General features: G+C 63.3%; 1 protein-coding gene and 1 pseudogene. Both read right to left on the bottom strand.

All coding sequences use genetic code 11. From position 1 onward, the window contains the following. Positions 1 to 227: pseudogene (locus HX846_RS33945) on the bottom strand (precorrin-3B C(17)-methyltransferase); the annotation flags it as partial. Next, the coding region (locus tag HX846_RS33940) for a precorrin-2 C(20)-methyltransferase (protein ID WP_178967123.1) at positions 227 to 921 on the bottom strand (695 nt) is incomplete at its 5' end. The pseudogene HX846_RS33945 and the gene HX846_RS33940, both read right to left, overlap by 1 nt.

The raw sequence follows: 921 nt of genomic DNA, 5'->3' as shown, positions 1-921 counted from the left end.
AGCGGCGCCAGGGTGCGGATCACAATCCCGGCGGCACACAGCGCGATGATCGGCGTGCCCTGTTGATACAACTGGCGCACTGTGGCGCCGAATTCGTTATAGGCCTGATCGGCGCCCTCGACCCGCCCGGCCAGGCCGTGGATCAGTGAGTCGGGATACACCTGCTGGATAGCGCGGGCCGTGGCGAGGCTGCCCTGCCCCAGGATGACAATCGCGGGAGCCGTCATCAGCCTTGCCACCTTTCACCGGGAACGATGATCAACGAGAAATACGGCGAGGACGTCGGATCGACCTGATCCAGGGCGACGATTTTCTGATTGGCCATGGTCGCGCGCTCGACGTACAACGCCCGGCTCGCCAATCCCAATTCTTCCAGTACCTGACGCACCTTGGTGAAGTTGCGCCCCAGCTTCATGATCACCGCCGCGTCGGCATCCGCCAGGCGACGCTTGAGTTCGTCATGGGGCAGCACGCCGGAAAGCACCGACAGGCTCTGGTTGCGGTACACCAACGGTGCGCCCAGTACAGAGGCGCCACCGAGCATCGAGCACACACCCGGGATCACCTGGGCTTCGTAGCGCTCGGCCAGGCGGTCGTGCAAATACATGTAGGAGCCGTAGAAGAACGGGTCGCCTTCACAGATCACCGCCACATCGCGCCCCGCGTCCAGATGTGCCGCAACGTCGACACTGGCGGTGTCGTAGAAATCGCTGATCACTTGCTCGTAGGACAGCGGCGCCGGCAACACTTCAGTGGTCACCGGGTACACCAGCGGCATCAGGGTTTGCTGGGGCACCAAATGGTCTTCGATGATGCCGAAGGCGTTGCCCTTCTTGCCCTTGGCCACGAAGTACGCCACCACCGGCGATTCGCGCAGCAGGCGCAGGGCTTTGAGGGTAATCAGTTCCGGATCGCCGGGGC

This window comes from Pseudomonas sp. K5002 (genome assembly GCF_013386655.1).
Classification (GTDB): Bacteria; Pseudomonadota; Gammaproteobacteria; order Pseudomonadales; family Pseudomonadaceae; genus Aquipseudomonas.
The sequence above is the reverse complement of the archived record's forward strand: the minus strand, read 5'-3'. Positions and strand labels throughout refer to the sequence as shown.